The sequence below is a fragment of the Arsenicibacter sp. R0_47 genome (genome assembly GCF_057652235.1).
Window position 1 is genome coordinate 89,716 of the sequence record NZ_JBYFCJ010000012.1, and the last position, 21,090, is coordinate 110,805.

General features: G+C 53.6%; 12 protein-coding genes. 8 read left to right on the forward strand and 4 right to left on the reverse strand.

Features of this window, described 5'->3' with window-relative positions:
* Positions 1-200 precede the first annotated feature (200 nt).
* Together AC23NW_RS19675 and AC23NW_RS19680 are read left to right on the forward strand one after the other, a co-directional pair.
* Entirely contained in the window at positions 201-542 is a 342-nt protein-coding gene (locus tag AC23NW_RS19675) for a PadR family transcriptional regulator (RefSeq protein ID WP_487451461.1), read from the forward strand.
* A 129-nt stretch (positions 543-671) separates the two neighbouring features.
* Entirely contained in the window at positions 672-3,323 is a 2,652-nt protein-coding gene (locus AC23NW_RS19680; protein WP_487451463.1) for an ABC transporter permease, read from the forward strand.
* 219 nt (positions 3,324-3,542) lie between these two features.
* On the opposite strand, the gene AC23NW_RS19685 is transcribed toward AC23NW_RS19680, so the two are convergent.
* The gene (locus AC23NW_RS19685; protein WP_487451464.1) at positions 3,543-5,927 is read right to left on the reverse strand and encodes an ABC transporter permease; all 2,385 of its coding nucleotides are present in this window, start codon (positions 5,925-5,927) and stop codon (positions 3,543-3,545) included.
* Between the two features lie 48 nt (positions 5,928-5,975).
* Positions 5,976-6,269, reverse strand: coding sequence for a hypothetical protein (locus AC23NW_RS19690; protein WP_487451465.1), 294 nt, complete (start codon positions 6,267-6,269; stop codon positions 5,976-5,978).
* Positions 6,270-6,315: 46 nt separating this feature from the next.
* Between AC23NW_RS19690 and AC23NW_RS19695 the strand changes: the two genes are divergently transcribed.
* Together AC23NW_RS19695 and AC23NW_RS19700 are read left to right on the forward strand one after the other, a co-directional pair.
* Positions 6,316-6,660, forward strand: a complete 345-nt coding sequence (locus AC23NW_RS19695; protein WP_487451467.1) for a PadR family transcriptional regulator — start codon at positions 6,316-6,318, stop codon at positions 6,658-6,660.
* Between the two features lie 97 nt (positions 6,661-6,757).
* Positions 6,758-9,415, forward strand: coding sequence for an ABC transporter permease (locus AC23NW_RS19700; RefSeq protein ID WP_487451468.1), 2,658 nt, complete (start codon positions 6,758-6,760; stop codon positions 9,413-9,415).
* A 173-nt stretch (positions 9,416-9,588) separates the two neighbouring features.
* Here the strand turns inward: AC23NW_RS19700 and AC23NW_RS19705 are convergent, their stop codons facing one another.
* Both AC23NW_RS19705 and AC23NW_RS19710 read right to left on the reverse strand, forming a co-directional pair.
* Entirely contained in the window at positions 9,589-9,978 is a 390-nt protein-coding gene (locus AC23NW_RS19705) for a DoxX family protein (RefSeq protein WP_487451469.1), read from the reverse strand.
* A gap of 224 nt (positions 9,979-10,202) precedes the next feature.
* Entirely contained in the window at positions 10,203-12,314 is a 2,112-nt protein-coding gene (locus AC23NW_RS19710; protein ID WP_487451471.1) for a S9 family peptidase, read from the reverse strand.
* Between the two features lie 180 nt (positions 12,315-12,494).
* On the opposite strand from AC23NW_RS19710, the gene AC23NW_RS19715 reads away from it, so the two are divergent.
* From AC23NW_RS19715 to AC23NW_RS19730, 4 genes are all read left to right on the forward strand, one after another.
* Positions 12,495-12,830 (forward strand): PadR family transcriptional regulator, encoded by a 336-nt coding sequence (locus AC23NW_RS19715; protein ID WP_071506666.1) that lies wholly within the window; start codon positions 12,495-12,497, stop codon positions 12,828-12,830.
* A gap of 105 nt (positions 12,831-12,935) precedes the next feature.
* Entirely contained in the window at positions 12,936-15,584 is a 2,649-nt protein-coding gene (locus AC23NW_RS19720; RefSeq protein WP_487451473.1) for a permease prefix domain 2-containing transporter, read from the forward strand.
* Between the two features lie 69 nt (positions 15,585-15,653).
* Complete coding sequence (locus tag AC23NW_RS19725) at positions 15,654-18,299, forward strand: ABC transporter permease (protein WP_487451475.1); 2,646 nt, start codon at positions 15,654-15,656, stop codon at positions 18,297-18,299.
* A gap of 55 nt (positions 18,300-18,354) precedes the next feature.
* Positions 18,355-21,039, forward strand: coding sequence for an ABC transporter permease (locus AC23NW_RS19730; RefSeq protein ID WP_487451477.1), 2,685 nt, complete (start codon positions 18,355-18,357; stop codon positions 21,037-21,039).
* The last annotated feature ends 51 nt before the right edge of the window (positions 21,040-21,090 follow it).

Consider the following 21,090-nt stretch of genomic DNA (forward strand, 5'->3'; position numbering starts at 1 on the left):
AACCAACCAGCAGCCACCAGAACCAACCAGCAGCCACCAGAACCCCAAAACAACAAACTAAAACCGGACAAAGAGCGTCCGGAAACGGACAGCGTAACCAATACAAAATCAGACAAAAACGGCCCGTTCTACGCCTGAACGGGCTTTTTGTTTTTCTGGCAGAAGATTTGTTCTACAAAAGTGAAATTAATACCGCTTTTATGAAACGCAGTTATCTGGGCGAATTCGAAGAACTGGTTTTACTGACCGTGGCCACGCTGGGTCAGGGGGCTTACGGCGTGGCCATTGCCGACGAACTGGACCAGCAGGCAGGACGGCCGGTGAGTATCAGCGCCGTTCATGCTGCCCTGCACCGGCTCGAAGAAAAAGGGATGCTTACCTCGCATATGGGCGATGCCACGGCCGAGCGGGGTGGTCGCCGGAAGCGGCTGTTTTCCGTCACCGCCCTGGGCAGCCGTACCCTGCACGACATCCGCGACATGCGCAACCGCCTCTGGGACGCCATTGCTCCGAACACCTTACCGGCAACGGGTATACTGTAAAATGGATAATGAACAATGGATAATGGTTTGTCGCCATGTCCGTCAGTAACCACCTACAGCATCATTCCTGATTATTCATTCTACATTATTCATTTTACATTTTACATTTTACATTATTCATTCTATCGTATGCATACACCACCCCGCTGGGCCGACCGGCTTCTTGACTGGTTCTGCGCCCCGCACCTGCTCGAAGAAGTGCAGGGCGATTTGTATGAGCGCTTTCTGCGAAATGAACGCCTCTTCGGCCTGCCGATGGCACGGCGGCAATATGCATGGGAAGTCATTACGTTTCTGCGCCCTTTCGCGCTGAAACGGCAACCGGGCGAACAGTCAACAACATATACTCTTTCTCCAGCTATGATCCGGAATTACCTGACCGTTGCGTGGCGGAACCTGCTCCGCAACAAAACCTTTGCCGCCATCAACATCACGGGGCTGGCCGTCGGCCTGGCCACCTGTCTGATGATTATGCTCTACGTGATGCATGAGCTCAGCTACGACCGCTACCATGCTAAAGCCGACCGCATGTACCGCATGACCATTATCGGGCAAGTCGAAGGCAAAGCCCTGAATATCGCCTATTGCAGCGTGCCCGCCGGCCCGACGCTCGCCAACGACTATCCCGGCGTGGAGGCCGTTACCCGCGTGGACAACAGGCAAGGCACCTTTATTGTCACACGCGGAACGGAAAGCTTCAAGGAAGAACATGTTGCCCACGCCGATTCCAATTTTTTCGATACATTTTCGATTCCGCTGCTGAAAGGCAGAGCCGGCGATGTACTGACCCAGCCCAATACGGTTGTCCTCAACGAATCAACCGCCCGCAAATACTTCGGCAACGAAGACCCTGTCGGACAAACCATTACGCTCGGCACACTCGGCTTATACCGCGTAACGGGTGTGTTTAGAGACATTCCGTCGAACACCCATTTTCACTACAACATCATCGGCTCCCTACGCTCGCTCAAACTGCGTGACACATGGCTCAGCAGCGGCATCATGACCTATATTGTGCTCCGGCCGAACTTCGCCATCAGCCAGCTGGAAGCCCGTATACCGGAGATGGTCCGGAAACACATCAGCAGTGAAATGAAGCAACTACTCGGCGTCAGCCTGTCCGATTTCCAACATAAAGGCAACAGTTTCCGGTTTGGGTTTCAACCCATTACCGACATTCACCTGCATTCACATTTAGAAGAGGAGGCGGAGCCGAACGGTGACCTGAAGTATGTGTATATTTTCTCGGTTATCGCGGTGTTTATTCTGCTGCTGGCCTGTATTAACTTCATGAACCTATCAACGGCAGGGTCGGCAAAACGGGCGCGCGAAGTGGGTGTCCGTAAAGTACTGGGCTCTCATCAGGGCCAGCTGATCGGGCAGTTTCTGAGCGAATCCATGCTGGTCACGTTCATGGCGCTGGTTATTGCCCTGGGGCTCGTGTTCATGGCATTGCCTGTATTCAATCAGCTGGCAGGCACGGATTTTACATTCAGCGCATTGCTGAGCGGCCGCATGATTCCCGCCATTCTGCTGTCCAGTCTACTGATCGGGCTACTGGCAGGCAGCTATCCGGCCTTTTTCCTGTCATCCTTCAAACCGGTCAGCGTACTGAAAGGCCGGTTTCAGACAGGCGCCCGAAGCGGCTGGCTGCGGCACTCGCTCGTAACGGTGCAGTTTATGGTGTCGATCGGCATGATCATCGGGACGCTGATCGTTTACCGGCAACTTCACTTTATCCAGCACAAAAAGGTTGGTTTCGACAAGGAGCAGGTGCTGATGGTCCACGACACCTATACGCTTGGGGATAAGACCGGTACGTTTAAAAGCGAACTCCGGAAACTGGCCCAGGTGGTTGATGTTACCTCCGGCGGCTACATGCCCGCCGGCCCCTCCAACCATTCAGTCGATGGCATACGGCTGGAAGACGGCAATCCGCAGGCGACTCTGTATCGGGAAAAGAGCTTTTACATTGATGACCGCTACATTCATACGCTCGGCATCGCATTGGCACAGGGCCGCAATTTCCTGCCTGCCCACCCTGCCGATCAGTCGGCGGTGCTGCTGAACGAAGCGGCTGTAAAACGGTTTGGGTTCAAACAGCCGGTCGGGCAACAAATCTGGGCGGTTGGCGACGGTAGCCCGAACAGCCAGCGCCGGTATACGGTCGTCGGGGTTTTGAAGGACTTCCACTTTGAATCGATGCACGAGGCCATTGCGCCGCTGATCATGTTTTACGGCGAAGATAACTACCAGATGGCCATCCGGATCCGGACCGACAAGTTGCCTGAGTTACTGAAAACACTGGAAACAATCTGGAAAGCGCAGACCAATAACCCGTTTGCCTACTCGTTTCTGAATGAACGCTTTAACGCCATGTACCAGTCCGAAGAGCGCGTCGGTAAGCTATTCGGCATCTTTGCGGGCCTGACCATCTTTGTAGCCTGTCTGGGGCTGTTTGGTCTGGCAGCCTTTACGGCGCAGCGCCGGACCAAGGAAATCGGCGTCCGGAAAGTACTGGGGGCGTCGGTAGCCAGCGTCGTAGTCCTGCTCTCCCGCGATTTTCTGAAGCCGGTGCTGATCGCCCTGATCATTGCCACGCCGGTTGCCTGGTATGGTATGCATCAGTGGTTGCAGGACTTTGCCTACCGCATCAATGTCGAGTGGTGGGTGTTTGTCCTCGCCGGTGCGCTGGCCATCGCCATTGCGCTGCTGACGGTCAGCTTTCAAAGCATCAAAGCAGCGCTGGTCAATCCGGTAAAGTCGTTGAAAACGGAATAAACTTTTGGTTGTTTTTTTGTTGCTGATTGTTCTGGGTTACTGGTTGTTGCTGGGTTACTGGTTGTTGCTGGGTTACGATAACAACCAGTAACCACCAGAACCATCAGCAACTCAGAATAATCAGCAACTCAGAACCACCAGAACTACCAGCAACCACCAGAACCAACCAGTAACCACCAGAACCATCAGCAACCACCAGAACTATTCAGAACCAAAAAACTATTCCGACTTCAATGATTTAACGGGGTTAATGAGTGCGGCTTTGAGGCTCTGGTAACTGACCGTCAGCAGCGTGACCGCCAGGGCACCGAGAGCCGCAATCACAAATACCCACCACGAGATATCGACGCGGTAGTCGTAGCCGCTGAGCCAATCGTTGAGATAGTACCAGGCGATAGGGCTGGCAATCAGGGAAGAGAACAGCACCAGCAGGGCAAAATCACGGGTCATCAGCTGCCACAAACTCAAAACACTGGCACCCAGCACCTTGCGGATACCAATTTCTTTAGTACGCTGTTCGGCCACAAAACTTGCCATGCCGAAAATACCCAGGCACGAGATCAGTACGGCCAATACGGCGAAATAGGACGATAGCTTACCGATCCGCTCTTCCGATTCGAATTTGCTGCCGTATTGCTGATCGACGAACTCGTAATGAAACGGTACATTGATTACATACTTCCGCCAGATTTTCTCAATCTGCGCCAACGACTGGCTTGAGCTTCTGGCCGGATTCAGGCGAATCACCATGTTGTACGTATTTTCGGTGTTAATGTGGTAGATCGACGGGCGCACCGGATAGAACGGTGACTCAGCCATGATGTCGCTCACTACACCGATAATGGTATACGGTTTGTCGTTCCATTTAAGGATTTTACCGACGGGAGACCCCTTAAAATTCAGAAATTTGACCATCGCTTCGTTAACGATAAACGCCGAGGAATCAGTGGCAAATTCGCGGGAGAAATCGCGGCCTTCCTTTACTTTCCAGCCCACCGTTTTCCCCCATTCGTAGGTCACGTTCGAGTTCGGAAAGTCGACAGCCAGGTTCGGGTCTTTGCCCTCCCAGTCGAATCCGCCGTTTGTGTTCCAGACACCCGTCAGCGGGCTGTTTGATCCGGCCAGCTCTTCAATTGCGCCAGCAGATTTAAGTTCATTCCGGAAGGCGTCAAAATGGTCCCTTACTTCTTTATCAACCGCCATATTGACAAGCCCGGAACGGTCATAGCCAATCGGCCGGTTTTTGGCGTGCTGGATTTGCTGGTATACGATGATGGTGCCGATGATGAGCACAACCGACACCGTAAACTGCACCACTACCAACGCTTTACGCGGCACCGATGCCCATTTGCCCACCCGGAACGTACCTTTCAGGACGCTAAGCGGCTGGAACGACGACAGGTAAAACGCCGGATAACTACCTGCCAGCAATCCGGTAAGACCAAGTACAAGCAGACAGATAACCCAAAACAGCGGGTTGGCCCACATGAACTCAATCCGTTTGCCGGCCACCTCATTAAACGGCGGCAACAGCACCAATACCAGCATGACCGAGCATAAAAACGCCAGAAACACAACGAGATAGGATTCGGCAAAAAACTGGCTAATCAGCTGTGACCGTACCGAGCCGATAGCCTTGCGGATGCCGACTTCCTTGGCCCGTTTTTCGGAGCGGGCCGTGGCCAGGTTCATAAAGTTGATGCAGGCCAGCATCAGCACAAACACACCAATGATGCCGAACATCCAGACGTATTTTATTTCCCCGCCGGTATTAACCCCGTTTTTGAATTCGTTGTACAGCTCCCATTTGCTCATCGGGTGCAGAAAAACAGCCCATTTATACTTCGCCTCTTCCTTCCCAACATTAGCCAGCTTCACGTTTTTGATCCGCGCCGAAGCATCCTCAATCGCTACATTGTCGGCGACCTGCGCAAACGTCTGGCTGAAGTTGCTGTTCCATGGATTTTTCATGGTCTTCACCCACGGGTTATCAATCTGCCACAACGACCACGGCAGGATTACTTTCAGATCGCGGAACCAGGTATTGTATGGCAGGTCTTCGTAAACACCGGTTATTTTAACGTCGAACCGCCGGCTGAGCTTGATCATTTTCCCCACCGGATTGGCGTCTCCGAACAGCGATTTCGCTACCGATTCAGAGAGCATGATCGAATACGGATCTTTCAGGCCGGCCTGTGTACCCTGACGCATGTGCAGCGCCAGCATGGCCGGTGCGTCCGGCTCCATAAACATCCCTTCTTTACTCACATGCGTATTGCCAACCGATAGCACATACGAGCCGGGCCACGACGTCTGCACCACGTATTTAAAATAACTACCGTACTTATCACGGATTTCCGGCCCCATAGCAGCAGGGTTCGCGGTCTGCGTCTCTACTTTGCCGTTGAACGTCCCGTGCTGCATAACCTGCGCAATGCGGTCATAATTTGTGTGGTACTTATTGTAGCTCAGTTCGTCGTATATCCAGAATCCGATCAGCATCGCTACGGCCAGACCCACGGCCAGCCCACCGATGTTAATGAATGAATACGCCTTATTTTTCTGCAGGTTCCGCCAGGCAATCGTGAAGTAGTTCCGTAACATAAGCAGTCGGGGCTATTGGTTGAGGTTCGGTAGTACTTGTTGTTTGTTTTATATGCGCAAATCTGCTGCCAGAGCGTAAAAAATGCCTTTTATGGCCCGTTTCTGGGTGTATGGTCCGAGGCGCTGTCCGTTTCTGGACAGTGTTTTGTACGGGATGGGACGCGCAACTCTCCGTCCCTGTCCAACTTCCAGGAAGTTCAAAACTTCCTGGAAGTTGGACAGGGACTCTTTATCCATTGCCGGACACGTTTCTGTCCGGAGCCGGACAAGCAAATAGACCATACCCCCAAAAAAACGCTCCGGACGGGCATTCCGGAGTTTGGCACCGGATTTGATTTGCATTATTATAACTAATCAGAAATTGTATCGGCCAGACCGGTTTTGCGATATGAAACGAGCGTTTTTAGGAGAATTTGAAGAGGTGGTGCTACTGGTAGTGGCTGCCTGTACGGAAGAAGCCTATGGGAACATGATTCTGGAGCATCTCCAGGAGCAGACGGGCCGGCAGATTACCATCAGCGCCGTTCATGCCACCTTATACCGCCTCGAAGAAAAAGGCTACCTCGCCTCCGAACTCGGCGGCGCAACGGCTGAACGCGGCGGGCGCCGCAAACGCTTTTTTACCCTGACCGAAGCAGGCAGCAAAGCCCTGCTCGACATTCAGGCCATGCGCCAACAACTCTGGCAGGCCATCCCCAACGGTAAACTGATGAGCGTTGGGCAGAGCGCTTAGAGCAGAGAGCTTAGGGCGGAGAGCTTAGAGTCCTATGCTCCAAGCCCCAAGCTCTACGCCCTAAGCCCCCTGCCCCCAACACTAAGCCCTAAGCCCCATGCACAAAGCCCCTCAACATACACCGCCCCGCTGGGCCGACCGCTTACTGGAATGGTTTATTTCGCCCTATCTGCTCGAAGATGTACAGGGCGATCTGTACGAATTTTTTGAAAAACGACTCACGCAGGTCGGGCCGGCGAAGGCCCGCCGTGAGTACGCATGGGCAGTAATCTGTCACCTGACCCCGCTCTTTTTCCGCTGGAAAGCCAATGACGACTACCTGAATGAATCACCTCTTTTTACCAACCAATACAACAACATCACGCTAATGGACATGATCGGTAATTACCTGAAAATTGCATTCCGGAATCTGGCCAAACACAAAGGCTATTCCTTTTTAAACATGGCCGGTTTGTCGGTCGGCATGGCGGTGGCCCTGCTGATCGGGCTGTGGTTGTGGGACGAACTGTCCTACAATAAATACCACGACAACTATGACCGGATCGGGCAGATTAAACAGCACCTGAACAACAACGGCGAGGTTCAGACCTGGTCGACTACCCCTTATCCGCTGGCCGAAGAACTCCGGAAAAACTACGGCAGCGACTTTACTCATGTGGTTCTGGGGCGCGAAGACGGCGACCATATCCTGACCTACGGCAACAACAAATTCACGAAACGGGGTATGTTTTTCGAACCGGCCGTTACGGAGATGCTGTCGCTGAAGATGCTGAAAGGCAGCCGAAACGGTCTCAACGAACCGGCCTCGGTGCTGCTGTCGGCCTCTACGGCACAGGCGCTGTTTGGCGAAGACGAGCCGATGGACAAAATTATCCGGCTGGACAACCGGCTGGACGTGAAGGTGACGGGTATTTATGAAGACCTGCCCCGCAACTCGACGTTCCACGAACTGACGTTTATGGCCCCGTGGCAGCTCTATTACAACACCAACGACTGGGTTAGAGCCGCACCGGACCCGTGGCGGCCGAATGCCTTCCATATTTACGCACAAATCGCTGAAAACAGCGATTTTGACAAGGTATCGGCAAAAATCAAAGACGCCAAACTGAACAGAGTCAGTGCTGAACTGGCCAAGAAAAAGCCGGTACTTTTCCTGCATCCGATGTCGCGCTGGCATCTGTATTCTGACTTTAAAAACGGTATCAACGTCGGGGGCAAAATCCAGTACGTCTGGCTCTTTGGCATCATCGGTGTGTTTGTGCTGCTGCTGGCGTGCATCAATTTCATGAACCTCAGCACCGCCCGCTCCGAAAAACGGGCCAAGGAAGTCGGCATCCGCAAGGCCGTCGGCTCGGTACGGTCGCAGCTGATTTATCAGTTTTTTGCCGAATCAATCATGGTCGTTCTTTTTTCCCTGGTACTGGCACTGATCTGGACTGCCGCACTCTTACCGGCGTTCAACGAGGTGGCCGACAAAGACGTCCGGATTCTGTGGGACAAACCGCTGTTCTGGGGCATTTGTCTGGGTGTCAGCCTGCTGACCGGCCTGATAGCGGGTAGTTATCCGGCGTTTTACCTGTCATCGTTCAACCCCGTTAAAACCCTTAAAGGCACGTTCAAAGCCGGCCGGCTGGCGGCGATTCCACGAAAAACGCTGGTGGTGTTGCAGTTTACGGTGTCGGTTACGCTCATTATCGGCACCATCATGGTGTTCCGGCAGATTCAGTTTGCCCGCAACCGCCCGATCGGGTACCAAAGCAACGGACTGGTCGCGGTTCCGCTGGTAACGGGCGACATCCAGCGCCATTTTGAGGCCGTGAAACATGACCTGCTGCAAACCGGCACCATCGTCAGCATGGCCCAGGCCAGCAGCCCGCCCACCGAAATCTGGTCGAGCAGCAGTACGTTCGACTGGAAAGGCAAAGACCCTAACCTGTCGGTTGACTTCCCGGTGATGGTCGTTTCCCACGATTACGGCAAAACCATTGGCTGGAACATAAAGGCCGGCCGTGACTTTTCGACCTCCTTCGGCACCGACACCAGCGCCCTGATTCTGAACGAAACCGCCGTCCGGTTTATGGGGCTGAAACATCCGGTTGGCGAAACCATTCAGTGGTGGCAGCAGCCCTACCGCATCATCGGTGTTGTCAGCGATCTCGTTATTCAGTCGCCTTATGAGCAGGTGAAACCTACCATTTTCAGCCTGGGGCGTGATGCGACGTTTGCCGTCCTGAAGATTAACCCGGCCAAAAGCGCGGGGGAGGCGATGATCAGCATTGAAGCGGTATTTAAGAAACACAATCCGTCGCAGCCATTTGAGTACCGTTTTACGGATCAGGCGTTTGCGCAGAAGTTCGGCAACGAAGAGCGGATCGGAAAACTGGCGAGTTTTTTTGCCATACTGGCGGTGTTTATCAGCTGTCTGGGCATTTTCGGGCTGGCCTCGTTTATGGCTGAACAACGGACCAAGGAGATTGGTATCCGTAAAGTACTCGGCGCATCGGTACCGTCACTCTGGCGGTTGCTCTCGATGGATTTTGTCGTACTGGTCCTGATTTCCTGCGTCTTATCGGCCCCCATCGCCTGGTATTTCCTGCATGGCTGGCTGCAAACCTATACCTATCGTACCGACCTGTCGTGGTGGGTCTTCATCGCCGCCAGCGGTGGCGCCCTGCTCATTACTCTCCTGACAGTCAGCTTCCAGGCCATTAAAGCCGCGACGATCAACCCGGTCAGGTCGTTAAAGTCAGAATAGTCTTTATTTTTGGTGGTTACTGATTGTTGCTGATTGTTGCTGATTGTTGCTGGTTGTTGCTGGTTGTTGCTGGTTGTTCTGAGTTACTCAACCATCAGTAACCCAGAACAACCAGCAACCCAGAAAAAACTATCAGTAACCCAGAACAATCAGCAACCACCAGCAACTCCTTTTTACAGATTATTCGTGCTTTTCAGCGCCCAGTACACCAGAAGCGGCTGAAAAAAAAGACGGGCCAGGCGTTTCTGATCGGTGTCGAGGCCGAATGCGCTGCGTTTATTGACGTATTGCGAGATATTTCCCGGGAAAACGGCCGTAAAAAATGACGCCGCCACTTTGCCGACGGTTTCCTGATGGGCGTTGTCGGTTAAGACCAGACTGCTGCCGAGCGCGATTTCAGCAATGCCGGAATATACGACGGTATCGTCTTTCTGAAGCGGCACCCAGTCGGGCACCTGCGCCCTGAAGGCATGGCGGGCGAATGTCAAATGGCTGATCCCTGCCACAATCAGGTTGGTTCCCAGCAGGATACGGGCTACTTTTTTAGCGGTTTGTTCGTTCATGTCTGTATTGTTGTGTACTGTAACACAAACCGGCATCACCCGCTTTTGTTTCCGGAAAACGATTCGTTTACGTGTTGTCTTTAGGTATTGGTTGTTCCGGGTTGCTGGTTGTTCTGATGGTTGCTGGTGGTTCTGAGTTACCGGGCCATATTTAGTGGTGGCACGACTAGGCGGCCCCGTCAAAATCGTACCATGTACCATCACTCACTCATTCAATCATTCAATCACTCAATACCCCTTAGTTTCCGTTTAAAATAGTCGGCGGTGATTTTACCCAGCCGGAGAGCGTTGGCGTGTTTCATCCAGTGATGTGTATCGTCGACGATGACCATGGTTTCCATCGGAACGCCTTTGGCTTCCAGGCGGCGAACCAGATCCGTACTTTGCGAAAACCGGACATTCCGGTCATCATCGCCGTGAATGATCAGGACCGGTGATGTCCAGGCCGATACCGACGAAATCGGCGACGAGTCGTAGGTAATTTTAGCGGCCAGTTCGGCATCCGGAATTTTCTCGAAGCCCGTCGAAGCCCCCGTTGCCCGTTGCTGCCCCCAATCGTGCACGCCGTGAATATCGACACCGGTAGCAAACAGTTTTGAGTCACGGGCCAGTGCCAGCGCGGTCAGATAACCGCCATACGAACCACCGTAAATACCGATCCGCGACGCATCAATCCCGGGCTGTTTGGTCAGCCACAGCGCCGCCGCCTTTACATCCTGATACTCCGACGCCCCGTTGGCCCCGCCATTGGCCGGCTGATGGAAATTATAGCCATACCCGATGCCCAGCCGGTAGTTAACCGATAACACCGCAAACCCCTGACTGGCCAGATACTGGTTCATCGCGTAGGCATTGGCGTAATAGTCCGAGTAGTTCCAGCCCAGCAGCATCTGCCGTGGCGGTCCGCCATGTACGTAAATGATCGCGGGCTTTTTGCCGGTTCCGTTGGCCGGTTCAAACAACTGCCCGTGTACCGTCATGCCGTCCGGCGCGGTAAAGGTGACCTGCTTCGGCGTCACAAGCTGCTGCAACGGGAAATTTGCCGGCATCAGGTTTTCGGCCAGTACCGCCGGTTTACCGCCAGCAAACGGCATGGTGGCCGGCAGCGGCGGGCGTTGTGCCGTCGCGCTGATCATAGCGACCGTTGCTCCGTCGCCGGTCACCACCGGCATCCATTCCAGACCGGTGCCGGGCGTCAGGACTTCCATAGCGGCTTTATCGACGGGCACACGAACCACGTGGCGGCGGTCAATATCCAGTTTGTCAGGGCCCGTATTGCCGCTGCATACAAGCCACTTACGGTCATGGGTCAGGGTGATGTGTTCCGCCATAAACGGGCCGGCCGTTAACAGTAACGGGTTGCCGCCCGCCGACGGCAGCGAGTACAGATGCGGCCAGCCATCTTCGTAAGACAGGTACACAATGCGGTCTCCGGCAGCCCAGTGCAGGTTGGTGCCGCCATGCGTCGTCGGGACGGAGCCGGCGAGGGTCTTCGGTGCCTGCCAGATTTTGGAGGCAGTACCCGTCGACACGTCGGCCGTCCAGATCGCCCACGGCCGGTGGCGGCGGGCCAGTATAGAATCGGGTGCGCCACCAGTACCCGGCGTCCGGACAAAGGCCAGTTTCTGCCCGTCGGGTGACCAGCGGGGCGAGGCATCACGGGCAAAGGACGGCGCAATCCAGGTAACCGGAGCCGTTTCGGACGTAAATACCCCGACAAACGCATGGTCTTTCCGGTCGCAGACAAAGGCAATTTTCGAGCCGTCGGGCGACCATTGGATACCGCTGTTGGTGCCACGGGCCGTAAACAGGAGTTTGGCCGGTGCCGATCCGTCAACCGGTGCACTCCATACCTGCCCGCCTTTGATGAACGCAATCCGGTCACTTTTGGGTGAGATTACCGGTTCGTCGCCCTCGGCAATGGCTTTGGGCTCCCCTCCGGCAAACGGAACGGCCCAGATCTGCACCTTAGGCGCTACCGGCATCGACCCCGTATTCACCGGCACGTCATCATCCCAGTTCGATCCGTGATCGCCGCCACGGACATAGACCACCCACCTGCCATCATCCGAAACAGACAGACTGGTGATTTCCTGCCCGTCGTCTTCGGTGTAGCCGGTCAGTTTACGGGGCGTAAAAGCGGGTCCTTCGGCGACGTAGACATTGCGTTTGCCCTGTTCGTTGAATGCCCAGGCAATCCGCGCCCCCTGCGCCGAACTAGTCAGCTCATTCGGAAACGGATAGCTTTTAATGGCCTCGAAGGTGAATGTCTGGGCCTGTGCCCCCTGACAGAGCAGCCATGCTGATACCAGAAAATAAAGGAGATGTTTGTTCATGGGTTGTATCCAACTGTCCGGCTGCGTACAACCATTGTCCGCGAACGGACAGTTCAGGTTTCCTTAAATATAGTAAAAATGGCATTTCCAGCGTGCCTGCCTGCTAGTTTCCCGTTTGGCGCAGGATTTGACATACCGAAATAGATGATATAAACACCGGCCTCCATACCGGTTAACGATATGCGACGAAGCGATCTGGGTGAGTTTGAAGAAGTGGTACTGCTGACGGTAGCGGCCCTGTCGCCGGGAGCCTATTCAGTGGCCATTGCCGAAGAGCTGGAACAGGAAACCGGCCGGCCCGTTAGTACGGGAGCCGTTCATGCGGCTCTGCAGCGGCTCGAACAAAAAGGGTATCTGCGCTCAGAAATGGGCGAAGCCACCGCCGAACGGGGCGGCCGCCGGAAACGGTTTTTCACCGTGACAGCCCTTGGCGGCCGCGTGCTCAACGAGGTTCACGATGTCCGCACCCGCCTCTGGGACCGCATCGTACCAACCATCCGGCTGGAATGGCGATGACCTAAAATAGTGATTGAGTAATTGAGTGATTGAGTGACCGCTCAATTACCGCGCAGTAGCCGCTCTTTCACTCTTCCACTCTTCCACTCTTTCACTCTTTACCCCATGAGACCTCCCAAACTCGCTGACAGGCTGCTGGCCTGGTTTTGTGCCCCCCACCTGCGGGAGGACGTCCTTGGCGACCTCCACGAGCGCTTTGCCCTGCGCACCACACGGGAGGGTGTGCGCAACGCACGCCGGCGCTACTGGCGCGATGTGCTGGCCTACGTACGGCCGGAGTTTATCAGACGACAACCTGAGGTATACCCTCAACCAACAAATACAACTATGCTACGGAATTATATCAAGATTGCCTGGCGCACATTCAGGAAAGACACCACCTTCACCATGATTAACGTGGTTGGTTTGGCTACAGGGCTGGCAGTGGCACTGCTTATCATCCAGTATGTGCGTTTTGAGTTAAGCTACGAGAACACGCACCCGCTGGCAGACCGGATCGTGCGACTTACCATGGACTATATGAATGGTGGTACCGTTTATTCGCAGGATACGGAAACAAACCCACCGCTTGGGGCCAGAATAAAGCGGGAAATGAGCCAGGTAGTCAACTATACCCGTGCTTATCCAGTCGGTGAACCCAATATAACGGTTCAAATTGGTGAGAATTATCACCTCGTAGAGCGCGTACTGGCGGTGGATTCTTCGTTTTTCTCTCTTTTCAACTACCCGCTCATTCGGGGCAACCGAAATGCCCTCTTTACCAAGCCCCGGCAAGCTATTCTGACGGAGTCTATGGCGTTGACTTACTTTAACACACTGGATGTGGTGGGTAAAACTGTGAAAATTCCAAAGTCAGCAGGTAGCATTCTGTTGGAGGTCATTGGCGTAGTGCCGGATAGTCCGGCCAATACGCACCTGAAATTCGATATGCTTTTATCATATCCAACGATGCTGTCAGACTTTGGCGAACGGGAAGATAACTGGGAGGGCAATAATACCCTTACCTACGTCCAGCTAGCCGAAAATGCCAGCTACGAACGTTTTGAAAAATCGCTGATCGCCTTCAACAACCGATTACACAAAGAAAAGAGGCTTGTGAATGAGCAGGTGATTGGCCAGAAAATCAGCGATATTCACTTGTATTCCCACAAAACCTTCGAAACGGAGCCCAATAATGAAGCACGGTCAGTGTATTTTCTGCTGGGCGTAGCGTTTCTAGTGTTACTAAGCGCCTTTGTCAACTACGTAAATCTGACCACGTCCAAAGCACTCGACCGGGCGCGGGAAATCGGTATGAGAAAGGTCGTCGGCTCAACGCGGAGACAGATAAAGACCCAGATTTTTACGGAAACGTTGCTGATCAACCTGGTTGCCGGAGGACTGGCGGTGGGGTTGGTAGCCGCCCTTCGGTCAGTGTTCGTTGAGGTAGCGGGCCTCCCTGAAGGCTTTACCGTATTTCAGGACGCATTTTTCTGGGAAAGTCTGGGGGCTTTTTTATTGTTAAGCATTGGCCTTTCGGGTTTTTATCCGGCCTTTGTTCTGTCGTCCTTCGATCCGGTTGTTGTTCTCAAAGGCAGCTTTTCCCGCTCTGTCAGAGGCACGCTGCTGCGCAAATCGCTGGTGGTTTTCCAATTCACCGTTACCGTTATTCTGCTGGCCCAGACATTCGCGGTTTACAAGCAAGTCAACTTTTTGCGTGACCAAAACTTAGGCGTCAACATAGACCATACCCTGGTGGTAAAAGCCCCGGCAGGAGCCAATGCCCAAAAGGATTACGGTGCGTTCCGACAAATGTTACTTGACGAGTCACAGGTCAAAGCGGTGTCTCTTTCCGGTACTGTACCAGGCTTGAGATCGACCCACATGGGTACGACAACAGGCGTTAATCTGTCAGACGCCATCAAGAAAACCTCCTACAATTATTACCTGACTCAGATAGATACATCATTTATCGGGCTGATGGGCCTTACGTTACTGGCGGGGGAAAACTTTGATGCTTCGACCCAGCCAGCCTTTTCGGATCCAACAAACCGGCAACTCATTGTGAACGAAGAAACCATACGACTCTGGGAAATTCCCACACCCGCAGCAGCTATCGGGAAACAGGTAGACCTCTGGGGGCGCAAAGCAACGATTCGGGGTGTTGTCAAAAATTACCACTATGAATCGCCCAAGGCGGCCTATATCCCAATTATTCACATGTACTCGCCCAATTTCGATTCGTTCGCCAGCGTGAAGTTTGCAGGTGGCAATGCCAGGGATCAGCTGACTATGCTTAGAAAAGTGTACGAGGCTAACTTTCCTCATTCACCGTTCAGCTACTTCTTTCTGGACAGTGAATATGACAAACAATACAAAGCCGATGATCGCTTTCAGCAAGTATTTGGGGCCTTAACGGGCTTTGCCATTCTGATTTCCTGCTTAGGATTATTTGGTCTGGCTACGTTTACCGTTTCCAAACGGACTAAGGAAATCGGCATTCGTAAAGTCATTGGTGCCAGTACCATCAATTTAATGGTCTTACTCTCAGGGGATTTTATCCGAACCGTGCTGATATCCATCTTTATCGGCTTGCCAATCACCTACTTTATCATTAAAAACTGGCTAGCCAATTATGCGGTCCGTATTGAATTAAGCTGGTGGCTTTTTGCATCCCCGGCCCTATTGGTCATGCTGCTGGTACTGGTATCCATTAGCAGCAAAACGATTGCAACAGCGCTCATGAATCCGGTAAAATCGCTTCGATCAGAATAATGGAAGAGAGAAAGAGCGGAAAACAATTTAGCCACTCTTTCTCTCTTCCACTCTTTCACTCTTTACCCCATGAGACCTCCCAAACTCGCTGACAGGCTGCTTGCCTGGTTTTGTGCCCCCCACCTGCGGGAGGACGTCCTTGGCGACCTCCACGAGCGGTTTGCCCTGCGCAACGCACGGGAGGGTGTGCGCAACGCACGCCGGCGCTACTGGCGCGATGTGCTGGCCTACGTACGGCCGGAGTTTATCAGACGACAAAAACAGACAGAAATACCCTTATTTCCTTATACCGAAACCTACAGTAAACCAGCAAATACGACAATGATCCGGAATTATCTCAAAATCGCGTGGCGGACTCTCCTGAAACACAAGGGTTACTCGTTCATTAACATTTTCGGGCTGGCTACCGGTATGGCGGTGGCCATGCTGATCGGCTTGTGGCTGTACGATGAACTGTCGTATAACAAGTCATTTGCCAATTACGACCGCGTAGTGCAGGCCATGCAGCATCAGACCAGTAACGGCAAAACAGGTACACAGATTGCTATTCCGGTTCCGCTGGAAGATGAACTGCGCAACAAATACGGCAGTTCGTTTAAACACATGGCAATGGCTACCTGGCAGGGAAGCCGTATTCTGACCTATGGCGACAAGAAAATTACCCGGTCCGGCAATTTCATGGGCGCGGATATGCCCGAAATCCTGTCGCTGCCGATGATCAAAGGCAGCCGCGACGGCCTGAAAGACAATAACTCGGTGCTGCTGTCGGCCTCTACGGCAAAATCGCTGTTCGGCGAGACCAATCCGATGGGCAAAATCATCCGCCTCGATAATAAATCGGATGTGAAGGTGACGGGTATTTACGAAGACTTTCCCCATAACAGTGATTTCCGGGAGCTGACGTTTATTGCGCCCTGGAAGCTGTATGTCAGCACCCAAACGTGGGTAAAAAAAGCATACGACGAACGCCAGTGGGGTAACAACTCCTTCCAGCTCTACGCACAACTTGCTGACAATGTGCAGCTCGAAGCGGTTAACACGCGTATCAAAAATGTAAAGCTCGACAACGTTGATCCCGAAGACCGAAAATACAAACCAGAAATTTTTATGTACCCCATGTCGCGCTGGCACCTGTACAACGACTGGGAAGAGGGCGTCAACACCGGCGGCTATATCCAGTATGTTCGGTTGTTTGCCATTGTCGGCATTTTTGTCCTGCTGCTGGCCTGCATCAATTTCATGAACCTCAGCACCGCCCGTTCCGAAAAACGGGCCAAGGAAGTGGGCATTCGCAAGGCCGTCGGCTCGGTACGGTCGCAGCTGATCAGCCAGTTTTTCAGCGAATCGTTTCTGATCGTCGGTATCGCCTTTGTGGGTGCCGTGAACCTTGTGTTACTGTTTCTGCCGTGGTTCAACGAAGTGGCAGGCAAGGAAATGGATTTCCCGTGGACACAGGCCCTGTTCTGGCTGCTGAGTCTGGGCTTTATCATCATCACCGGCCTGCTGGCAGGCAGCTATCCGGCGTTGTATCTTTCTTCATTCCAACCGGTTAAAGTCCTTAAAGGTACGTTCAGGGTTGGCCGGTTTGCCGCCGTTCCCCGCAAGGTGCTCGTGGTCGTTCAGTTTACGGTGTCGGTAACGCTCATTATCGGAACGGTCATTGTCTACCGCCAGATTCAGCACTCCAAAAACCGGCCGCTCGGCTATAATAATGACGGGGTCGTGATGATTCAGATGATGTCACAGGAATTCTACGGCAAGTATGACCTACTCAAAACACAACTGCTCAATGCCGGCCTCATCACGGACATGGCGGAGTCGTCGAGCCCGCTTACGCAGGTGTGGTCGAATAACGGCGGATTTTCATGGCCGGGCAAAAAACCGGGTGTCGACGGCGAGTTTAACACCATCTGGGTCACGCATGATTTCGGCAAAACCATCGGCTGGCAGTTTAAGGAAGGCCGCGATTTTTCCCGGCAGTTTTCGACCGACACCTCGGCGATGGTCATCAATGAAGCAGCCGTTAAATTCATGGGCCTGACCGGGTCGCCGGTCGGGAAGGTGGTTACCTGGGGGAGCAGTCAGTACCGGATTGTCGGTGTGATCAAGGATATGCTGATGGAGTCGCCATATACGCCGGTTTATCAGACGGTGTACATGATGAACTACGAAAACGTCAATTGGATGATTCTGAAACTGAATCCGGCTAAAAGTCCGACGGAGTCACTGGCGGGTATCGAATCGACATTTAAAAAGCTGATTCCGAGCGCCCCGTTTGACTACAAATTTGCCGACGACGAGTTTGGCAAGAAGTTTACCTCTGAAGAACGGATCGGGAAACTGGCCGGTGGTTTCGCCGTACTGGCCATCCTGATTTCGTGCCTTGGCTTATTCGGGCTTTCCTCGTTTGTTGCCGAGCAGCGGACGAAGGAAATCGGTGTCCGCAAGGTACTGGGTGCTTCGGTCCTGAACCTGTGGGGGCTGTTGTCGCGCGATTTTATCCTGCTGGTCCTGGTCGCCTTCACCATTGCCACGCCGGTGGCCTGGTACTTCCTCGATGACTGGCTGCTGCAATACGAATACCGTACCGACCTGTCGTGGTGGATTTTTGTCCTCTCCGGGCTGGGGGCGCTCCTGCTCACGCTGCTGACCGTCAGCTTCCAGAGCATCAAAGCCGCGCTCATCAACCCCGTTAAATCACTGAAATCGGAATAATCATTGCTACCTTCCAGGAAGTTTTGAACTTCCTGGAAGGTTAATCTATAACCCTATGTCAGAAACGCCGCCCCGCCTTGCTGACCGGTTGCTGAACTGGTTCTGTGCGCCCCACCTGCGGGAGGACGTCCTCGGCGACCTCCACGAACGGTTTGCCCTGCGTGCCGCCCGGGAGGGTGTGGGCAGGGCAAGGCGGCAGTACTGGCGCGATATGCTGGCTTATGTCCGGCCTGAATTTATTCGACGACAACCCGAACCGGCACGTTACCCGATACCGGAATACACAAAACCAACAAATACGACAATGCTTCGAAATTATCTTAAAATCGCCTGGCGGACGCTGCGCAAACAGCAGGGGTTTACCGTCATCAATGTCTCCGGACTGGCGCTGGGAATCGCCTGCTGTCTGCTTATTTCGCTCTACGTGCTCGATGAGCTGAGCTATGACCGCTTCCATACCAAAGCCGACCGGATTTACCGCATTAATTCGGATATTCATTTCGGGGGCAACGACATGCATTTTGCCGTTTCGCCCGATCCGCTGGGAGCTGCTCTGAAAAAAGATTACCCGCAGGTAGAAGCTTACACGCGCCTGCATCAGCGGGGTACATGGCTGGTTAAGCGGACCGACGAGGTGCAGAGCCGGAGTGAAAAAGACATCCTTTTTGCCGATTCTACCGTGTTTGATGTCTTTACGCTGCCGCTCGTTGCGGGTGCCGAGCCCAAACGCGCGCTGGCTTCCCCGAACGCAGTGGTGATCAGCGAATCGGCAGCCAAACGGTATTTCGGCGATCAGCAGGCGGTCGGCAAGACACTGACCTTCGACAACCGGCTGACGTTTACCATAACGGCCGTTATGCGCGATATGCCGCTGAACAGCCACTTCCGGAGCGATTTTCTGCTGTCGATGCAGAACGATGACTACCCGTGGGGGCAGTGGCTGAGCGTTAACCACCACACCTACATTGTCCTGAAGCCCGGCACCGATCCGAAGGTCTTTGAACGTAATTTCGATCAGGTGATTAAAACCTATGCCGGGCCACAGGTGAAGCAGGTTCTGGGCAGTACACTGGAAGAATTTACCAAAACCGGCAATTCCATGCGGTTCTGGCTGATGCCGCTGACCGACATTCACCTGCGGTCGAAACAGACCATTGAGCTGGGTGCCAACAGCGACATTCAGTACGTGTACATCTTCTCGGCCGTTGCGCTGTTTATCCTGCTGATTGCCTGCATCAACTTCATGAACCTGGCAACGGCGCGGTCATCGAAACGGGCCCGCGAGGTCGGCGTCCGCAAAGTGCTTGGCTCCGAACGCAGCCAGCTGATCGGGCAGTTTATGGCCGAGTCGATCCTGATGACAACGCTGTCGCTGGTACTGGCCCTGGGCATTCTAACGACCGTAATGCCTTTGTTCAACGACCTTACCGCCAAAGACTTAACCTTCGAGCGCTTGCTGACACCCCGAATGCTGGCCGGCATCGCTCTGTTGCCAATCGTAGTCGGCGTGCTGGCGGGCAGTTATCCGGCCTTTTTCCTGTCGTCGTTCCGGCCGGTCAGTGTGTTGAAAGGCACGGTCAAGAACAGCCTCAAAAGCCTGAACCTGCGCAGCGGCCTCGTAGTCTTTCAGTTTGCCACCTCCGTGTTGCTCATTGTCGGAACGCTGGTGGTTTACCGGCAGATTCATTACATCCAGACCAAAAAACTGGGCTTCGACCGCGACCAGCTACTCATTATCAACGACGTATACGGCCTTGGCAATATCGGCCCCGAAACGTTCCGGAAAGAGGTGTTGCAGTTACCCGGCGTAGTTGCCGGCAGCTTATCCGGCTTTTTACCAACCCCGTCGAACCGGAACGACAGCGGCTTTTTTCCGGAAGGCGAATCCGATCCGGCCAAAAGTCTGAATATGCAGAGCTGGGCCGTCGATTACGATTACGTGAAAACGCTGGGTATGGATATTATGCAGGGGCGCAACTTTTCCCGCTCCTTCGGCACCGACTCCGCCGGTATTATCCTGAACGAAACGGCGGTTAAAATCCTCGGCGTTAAGAACCCGATTGGGATGCGTATCTACCGTTTTAACGATCCGGAAGGGAAAACGCATAAAAATTACACGGTCATCGGGGTTGTGAAAAACTTCCACTTTGAGTCATTACGGAGCAACATCGGTGCCTTGTCGCTGGTGCTGGAGCCGAACACCACTTCGGCCGCTTTCCGGCTCAGCAAAACGGCCGATGTTCCGGCGATAATCAGCCAGATTGAGGCGAAATGGAAAAAAATGGCACCGGGTCAGCCGTTTAACTATTCGTTTTTACAGGACAACTTCGATCAGGTTTACCGCGCCGAACAGCGGATTGCCTCGGTGGTACTCCTGTTCTCGGTGCTGGCCATCCTGATTGCCTGTCTGGGCCTGTTCGGGCTTGCCGCCTTCATGGCCGAACAGCGGACCAAGGAGATTGGCGTCCGGAAGGTGCTCGGGGCCAGTGTCACCAGCGTTGTGGCCCTGCTCTCCAAAGATTTCCTGAAGCTCGTTCTGATTGCCATCGTCATTGCCTCGCCGCTCGCCTGGTACGTCATGAACCAGTGGTTAGACGACTTCGCGTACCGGATCACCATCGACTGGTGGGTATTTGTGCTGGCCGGTATGCTGGCCATCAGCATTGCCCTCCTGACGGTCAGTTTCCAGAGCATCAAGGCTGCACTCATCAACCCCGTTAAATCACTGAAATCGGAATAATCATTGCTACCTTCCAGGAAGTTTTGAACTTCCTGGAAGGTCAATTCGCTG

Bases quoted from the DNA above. Each gene is read 5' to 3' on its own strand.
- AC23NW_RS19725 (WP_487451475.1), top strand. From the start codon at position 15,654: ATGAGACCTCCCAAACTCGCTGACAGGCTGCTTGCCTGGTTTTGTGCC.
- AC23NW_RS19720 (WP_487451473.1), top strand. From the start codon at position 12,936: ATGAGACCTCCCAAACTCGCTGACAGGCTGCTGGCCTGGTTTTGTGCC.
- AC23NW_RS19705 (WP_487451469.1), bottom strand. From the start codon at position 9,978: ATGAACGAACAAACCGCTAAAAAAGTAGCCCGTATCCTGCTGGGAACC.
- AC23NW_RS19690 (WP_487451465.1), bottom strand. From the start codon at position 6,269: ATGCAAATCAAATCCGGTGCCAAACTCCGGAATGCCCGTCCGGAGCGT.
- AC23NW_RS19730 (WP_487451477.1), top strand. From the start codon at position 18,355: ATGTCAGAAACGCCGCCCCGCCTTGCTGACCGGTTGCTGAACTGGTTC.
- AC23NW_RS19685 (WP_487451464.1), bottom strand. From the start codon at position 5,927: ATGTTACGGAACTACTTCACGATTGCCTGGCGGAACCTGCAGAAAAAT.
- AC23NW_RS19700 (WP_487451468.1), top strand. From the start codon at position 6,758: ATGCACAAAGCCCCTCAACATACACCGCCCCGCTGGGCCGACCGCTTA.
- AC23NW_RS19680 (WP_487451463.1), top strand. From the start codon at position 672: ATGCATACACCACCCCGCTGGGCCGACCGGCTTCTTGACTGGTTCTGC.
- AC23NW_RS19675 (WP_487451461.1), top strand. From the start codon at position 201: ATGAAACGCAGTTATCTGGGCGAATTCGAAGAACTGGTTTTACTGACC.
- AC23NW_RS19715 (WP_071506666.1), top strand. From the start codon at position 12,495: ATGCGACGAAGCGATCTGGGTGAGTTTGAAGAAGTGGTACTGCTGACG.
- AC23NW_RS19695 (WP_487451467.1), top strand. From the start codon at position 6,316: ATGAAACGAGCGTTTTTAGGAGAATTTGAAGAGGTGGTGCTACTGGTA.
- AC23NW_RS19710 (WP_487451471.1), bottom strand. From the start codon at position 12,314: ATGAACAAACATCTCCTTTATTTTCTGGTATCAGCATGGCTGCTCTGT.